This window comes from Bacteroidota bacterium (assembly GCA_039821555.1).
GTDB lineage: Bacteria > Bacteroidota > Rhodothermia > Rhodothermales > Rubricoccaceae > JBCBEX01.
The window spans coordinates 1-6,707 of the sequence record JBCBNX010000038.1 but is presented as its reverse complement, the minus strand read 5'-3'; the positions used below and the strand labels follow the sequence as shown (position 1 = coordinate 6,707).

The following is a 6,707-nucleotide window of genomic DNA, read 5'->3' as shown; positions in this document are numbered from 1 at the left end:
GCGGCGCGTTCGAGCAGGGCGAGGCGCTGGGTGGAGGTGAGCAGGGCGAGCTCGCTCAACCGCGCCTCCGGCGACGCAAGCGCTTCCTCCATCAACCCTTCGTACTGCCGCACCATGCGCTGGACGGTCGCGTCTTCGAACAGGTTAGACTTGTACGATACCGTCACCTCCAAGCGATCGTCGGTGTAATCAAGCCCCCAGTTGAGGTCAAACTTCGCTTCGCGATCGTCGCTTTCGAGCCGTTCCATCGTCAAGTCAGCGACGCGGCGCTGCGCGCCGTCCGCGGCCTCCTCTCCCCCTCCTTCGTCGAACGTGAAGAGCACCCGGAAGAGCGGTGTGCTGTCTAGCTCACGCTCCGGCGCAAGGGCTTCAACGATACGCTCAAACGGAGCATCTTGGTGCTCATCGGCCTCCAGCACTCGTTCACGCACCGCTCGGACGAGCCCGCGGAAGTCCATAGCGGGCTCGATTTCGACGCGAAGCACGAGCGTGTTGGCAAAGAAGCCGATGATGCCTTCGAGTTCTGAGCGCGTGCGTCCAGCCGTGGGCGTCCCGACACTGAGGTCGCGCTGGCCCGTGGCCCGCATCAGCATCAGGTAGAGCCCAGCCAGGGCCACCATGAATTTGGTCGCGCCTTCCTCCAGGGCGAAGGCTTCCAAGCGTTCGGTCACGTCACGACTGAACATCGTGCCCCAATCTCCAATGGGCTGACTCCCGGTTGTCTCGGGATGATCAACGGGCAGCTCCAAATGGGCGGCGCCCTGAAGATGCTGAATCCAGTAGGCTAGTTGGTTGTCTAGCTCCTCCCCTTCCAGCCAGCTTCTCTGCCACGCCGCGTAGTCCCCGTACTGCAGAGGAAGCGGCTCCGCTGGCAGCTGCGCTCCCTGCGCCTCCTCGGCGTAATACTGCGACAGCTCCTGCATCAGGATCTGCATCGACCAGCCGTCGGTCACGGCATGGTGCAAAGCCAGCACCAGTTCATGACACTCTTCACTTACGTGCAGCAGGCAGGCTCTGAAAAGGCCCTCCTCCTCCAAGTTGAAGGGGCGTGTCGTTTCGCCGTTACGCCAGCGCAGCCGCTGCGTCTCCTGCTGCGACTCGGAAAGCCCCGTCAGGTCTACTTCCAGCAGGGGGAGCCGGGTGATGACTTCGCTGATGCGCTGTACGGGCTGGCCATCGAAGGCCACGAAGCTGGTGCGCAGTGCCTCCTGCCGCTCAAGCAACCGCCTCAGCCCCCGCTGTAAGCTCGCGCGACACATCGCGCCCTTGATCTCAAGCGCGAGTCCGAGGTTGTATGCATTGCTCTCGGGGTAGAGATTGTGCAGAAACCATAGCCGTTGCTGCGCGAACGAGCACGGCGCGTAGCGACACCCAGGCTCCAGCAAGTCCAGCAGCTGGCCTCGATGGTGCCGGGCGGCCTCTCGCAGGTCCTTGTCTAGCGTGGCTGTTCCTGCCCGGTATGCGAGTCCTCCCTCCTCGTTCTTCCAAAGCTGCACCCCCGCGTTTAGCAGCGAGCACAGAACCGTCTTGGCTGACGAGTCGACCTGCGACGACTTCTCCCGAGCCCCTTTGGCTTCGCCGTTCGAGCCAGACGGAGCCCGTCCAGATACACGTGTCGGCGTCAGCACTGGCATTGAATCGATCGAAGTCATGGTACTGAGGTAGCTATAGGTTCATGTTCATCCAGAGTCCGCTCACAGCACGCCCGTCTCCTGTGCCTCTGCCAACAGGGGACCCGCTGCTTCTCGTCTGCCTAGCGACATCGCCTCGGATATGCGCTCGGCAAACCCTGCGAGCGTAGGCGCCTCGAAGAGCGCGCGCACCCCCACCGACACCCCGTAGCGCTCTCGCACCCGCGACAGCACCTGCATCGCCAAGAGCGAGTGCCCTCCCAACTCGAAGAACGACGCTAACCGGTTCGGCACCTCGCTCTCCAGCACGGAACCCCACAACGCCGCCAACTCCGTTTCCAGCCCTGCCGTCGGCGGCGGTCCCTCAACCACCGCCGCGGCCGGTGCTGGCAGTGCCCGCCGGTTGATCTTCCCGCTCGATGTCTTGGGCAACGTGTCGAGTACGGTCACCGAACCGGGCACCATGTATCGCGGCAGGCGGGCGCTCAGGAATAGCCGAAGCCCCCGGCCCGAAAGCTCCACGTCGCCCAGAGGCACCACATAGGCGGCCAATTGCTGCTCCCCCCCCTCGTCGCGCACCACGACGGCTGCTTCGGCGATCACAGGGTGGGTGAGCAGCGTCGCCTCGATCTCGGCGGGCTCCACCCGGAACCCCCGCAGCTTCACCTGCCGATCGATGCGGCCTAGGAACTCCAGCACCCCGTCGCGCCGCCGCCGCACGCGGTCGCCGGTGCGATAGAGACGCCCGCCTGCGGGGTCGCCGAACGGGTCGGGGACGAAGCGGGCCGCCGTGAGAGCAGGCCGGCCCGCGTAGCCACGGGCCACACCGGGTCCGCCGATGTAGAGCTCGCCAGCAACGCCTGTGGGGAGGAGTTCGAGGGTGGGGCTGAGGACATAGGTGGTAGTGTTGGCCAGGGGGGCACCGATGGGTACCACACGCGAGTTCGTCGAGGTCAGCACTGCGCCCGTCGCATCCACCGTCGTCTCCGTAGGCCCGTAGACGTTGACCTGGGGCATGCCAAAACGATCGAGGAGATCGCCGAGCAGCGCCACATCGACCGCTTCGCCGCCGAGGAAGCTGGACAGCTCCAGGCCCTCGGTGTCCTCACGCGTCGAGAAGCGCAGGAGATGGCGCACGAGCGTCGGGGTGCCGTCTACCGCATCAACGCGACAACGGCGCATGGCGCGTAGGAACAACCCGGGATCGCGCCGCTCGTCGTCCGAAAGCACGACCAGGCGACGCCCGTTGGCTACCTGGATGAGCTGCTTGACCGAGGCGTCGAAAAAGACGGGAGCGTTCCAACCGACGGTCGTCACCTTGCCGCCCCGAGCTTGCTCCAGGGGGGCATAGACACTCGTTTCCAGCGCGGCTGTCAGATGAGCGAGGCCTCCTTGCGTGACGACCACGCCCTTGGGCGTACCCGTAGACCCCGACGTAAAGAGTACATAGGCCGCTTGCCCAGGTTGGATGTCCGCGTCGCTCCCGTCGTCGTCCGCGAGCCGCTCCATCTCGTCGTCGTCCACGACCAGCGTGCGGCCCGCTTGGACTGCGATCGCCATCGTGTGCTCGTCGGCAACGATGAGACGGACGTTTGCGGTTTCGCAGCACGATGCGATGTGGGGAACGGGCGCTTCCTTGTTCAACGGGACGTACGCTGCCCCGGCGCCATGGACGCCGAGGATGGCGGCGAGCAGATCCACCGAACGGGGCAGGAGCAACCCCACCCGGTCTTCGACGCCGATGCCCTGCTCGCGCACCACGTGCGTATAGCTGCGGCTCCTTCGCCAGAGCGCACCGTAGGTGACATGCTCTGACCCCGCTACGAGTGCCACTGCGTCTGGAAACTCGCGGGCGCGGGCTTCGACGGCGCCGTAGAACGAGCGGAACGGTTGGCGCGCGTCCTCAACGGGCCCTCGGCTGTCCGCCAACGCCTGCGTATGCTCTGCAGCCTCCATCAGCGGGTGCTCCGCGAGGACCTTGTCAGGATTCATGAGCCCCGCCGCCAGCAGGCGCGCGTAGTGGGCGAGCATCTGGCGTGCCAGGGAGGGCTCGATCAGATCCGTCCGGAACTGAAGCCCGAGCGCATAGGCCTGCGAGAGCTTCGTGGCGGTAAGCGTCAGGTCGAATTTCGCCGTCTGGCTCGCTGCATCGAGCGGCTCGATGGTCACGTCGGTCGCCGGTGACGCGCCCTCTTCGTGGACTGCAGGGGCCGGCTCCGCGTAGTTGAACAGGACCTGAAACAGAGGAGTGCGGCTGAGGTCACGATCTGGCGCGAGCGCCTCCACCACGTGCTCGAACGGCACCGTCTGGTGCTGCTGCGCCTCCACGACGAGGTCGCGCACGTCGGCGACGAGACGACGGAACGTGAGGTGGGGCTCGACCGTGGCCCTGATCACGAGCGTGTTCACGAAACAGCCGATCAGCCCCTCAAGATCGGGGTGGTTCCTTCCGGCAACCGGAGTGCCGATGGCAATGTCCTCCGCTCCCGAGTAGCGCGCTAGCAGCGCCGCAAATCCCGCCAGCACCACCACGAACCGTGTCGTCCCCGCTTCTCGGGCGATAGCCTCCACTGCGTCGTGCACCGACGCTGGCAAGACGTGCTCGACCTCGGCGCCGGCGTGAGACGCCGTTGGTGGGCGCGCGTGCTCGGGCACCAACGGCAAGGCCGAGACCCCGTCGAGTTGGGAGGTCCAATAGGCAAGCTGCCGCTCGGCTTCGCCCTGGGTCAGGCGTTCCTGCTCCCAGGCTGCATAGTCGGTATACTGCACGGGCAGGGCTGGCAGGTGTCGGACCAGCGCGGCCTCTCCTTGCGTGCGTGCGACGGTGTAGAGCGTCGTCAGCTCTTCCACCAGCACCTCCAGCGACCAGGCGTCTGCCGCGACGTGGTGCACCGTGAGCAGGAGCACGTGCTCGGTCGCATGAAGTCGCAGCAACCGCGCGCGAATCATGAGGTCCTGCGACAGATCGAAGGATCGGGCCGCCTCCGCGTTCACGTGCTCGTGAAGCGCAGTCCGCTGTTCGACCTCACCTAGATCGCTGAGGTCAACAAGCGGCACGGTCACTCGGCGTGGTTGGCCTACCCGCTGTACTGCCCTCCCGTCCACCATGTGCAGCGTGCTCCGCAGTACATGGTGCCTCTCCACGATCGCGGTGAGGCTCTGAGCGAGCGCGTCCCGGTCGAGTGAACCCCGCAGGTACAACACGAGCGGGATGCTGTAAATCCCGGACTCGCCCACGATCTGCTCTGCAATCCAGAACCGACGCTGGGCTGACGACTGTGGCGCATCGCCCGGACCTTCCCACGCAGGGATACCCTGTGCTTCTTGGAGCACGATCCCTTCCTCTTCGAGCATCAACTCCACGAGGGCTAGATCGTCCTCGGAGAAACCGATGCCGTGCCCGATGCTGGAGTCGACCGAATTAGCCATCACGGTGCGCGTGGGAACGCTTGGAATGCATGTCTTGAGAATCGACCTGTGCGTTGCCCTACATCGCGACCTGATGCGTCTCAGCCCGCTCCGTCCAGGGGGCGGGTAGGAACTCTGGGATGCGCGTGCCAACGCCCATCTCGTGCGCCCGGCTCTCGACGATCGTGGCGAGGGCCAGGTCTAGGACGCCCAGTCCAAACGGACTAAAGATGTGATGGCGCCCCGCTCCTGTTGGCTCGGGCGCGGCTCCGCTCAGCAGCTCGGCAAGCGTGCGGCTGATGAAATCGCGGTGGCCCACGCTCTGCTCAGCGAGGTGGACCGACGTCTGAGCGCGGCAGACATGCTCCCGGTCGTCGACGATGTTGTTGTTTGCCAGGATGAGCTCCGGAGTGAGGTCCCGCAACGAGATGTGGAGCACCGTACTCCCCGGCGCGAGCGCGTCGAGGCTGTCGAGCCACGGCTCTACGGCCGTCGTCGCAAACGAGACGACCGGACTCGCAGCGAGGGCTTCCTCGGCGCTCTGCGCCACCCGAACGGTGATGCCCGGCTGAAGCGCGTCCACACGTTCCGCAAATTGCGCCGCGCGATCCGGACTCAAATCGCGGACCACGAGGGTGTCCAGCTCTGGCCACAGCACCGTCAGGAAGCGGACGATCTCGAAGCTGATGAGCCCACACCCGATGATGGAAACGGAGTGCGGCGCGTCCGCACCGTGGAGCTGTTGTGCCGCGAGCGCGGCGCTGGCTGCCGTGCGGCGCGCGCTGATGATGGAGCCTTCGAGCAACGCCGTCGCGTGGCCCGTCTCCACGTCGTTTAGCAGCAACGCTGCCGACGCGCGTTCTATGCCTTGCTGGACGTTCTCCGGAAACGACGCGATCCACTTAATCCCGGCCGTCTGGAATCCTCCACCGAGGTAGGCCGGCAAGGCGATGATGCGTTCGCGCTTTTTGCCCGGGAACCGGAGGAAGCTTGAATTCGGCAGATTGCTCTGACCTTCGTGGTGGGCCACGTAGGCCTCCGCTATCGCCGCCATGGTGTCATGTTCATGGCCATGAAGCAGCGTATCAACCTGAGGTCCAGTTAGTACGATCATTACGCGGATGGGAATTCGTTCGGAAAGGTTTGCGTCGTTGTTTTCCTCCTAGGCCATGACGGCTTCTTGAGCCATCATCGGCACCTCGCCCAGGTATTTTTCAACCCAGTCATCGTCGTAGACCGTGTCCAGGTAGCGTTCGCCTCGATCGCAGAGGATGACGACACAGTTGGAGCCCGCCGGAATCTGGTCTCGCATGCGGTCTACAGCCATCACGGCGCCACCTGAGGACCCACCTGCCAGGATCGACTCCTCGCCCACCAGGTGGCGGCAGCCTTGCACGCACTCCAGGTCCGAGACGCAGACGTGCCCGTCGGCCATGCCATCCCTGTAGAGGTCCGACCGTTTTCCTGCGCCCATCCCAGGAATGCGGCGCGTCGCCTTGACCTTGCTGAAAATGACGCTCCCGAGCGCATCCACGGCAATGACTTTCGTTGAGCGACCACGCGCCCTGAAATACGACGAGCAGCCAGTCACGAGGCCGCATGTGCTTGTCGGGCAGAAGACCATGTCGACGTGACCTTCGAGCGCCTCGTCGATCTCTCGCATGGTGT

Annotated in this window: 4 protein-coding genes; all 4 read right to left on the bottom strand. The window is 65.0% G+C overall.

What is annotated here, in order from left to right; translation table 11 throughout:
• Positions 1-1,652 (bottom strand): condensation domain-containing protein (locus AAFU51_18655; protein MEO1573274.1); only part of this gene is annotated, 1,652 nt, incomplete at its 3' end.
• 42 nt (positions 1,653-1,694) lie between these two features.
• Entirely contained in the window at positions 1,695-5,060 is a 3,366-nt protein-coding gene (locus AAFU51_18650) for an amino acid adenylation domain-containing protein (protein MEO1573273.1), read from the bottom strand.
• 58 nt (positions 5,061-5,118) lie between these two features.
• Positions 5,119-6,153 carry a 2,3-diaminopropionate biosynthesis protein SbnB gene (gene sbnB / locus AAFU51_18645; protein MEO1573272.1) on the bottom strand — a complete coding sequence of 345 codons (1,035 nt, stop codon included), beginning with the start codon at positions 6,151-6,153 and terminating at the stop codon, positions 5,119-5,121.
• Positions 6,154-6,201: 48 nt separating this feature from the next.
• On the bottom strand, positions 6,202-6,707 hold a 506-nt coding region (locus AAFU51_18640; GenBank protein ID MEO1573271.1), incomplete at its 5' end, for a pyridoxal-phosphate dependent enzyme.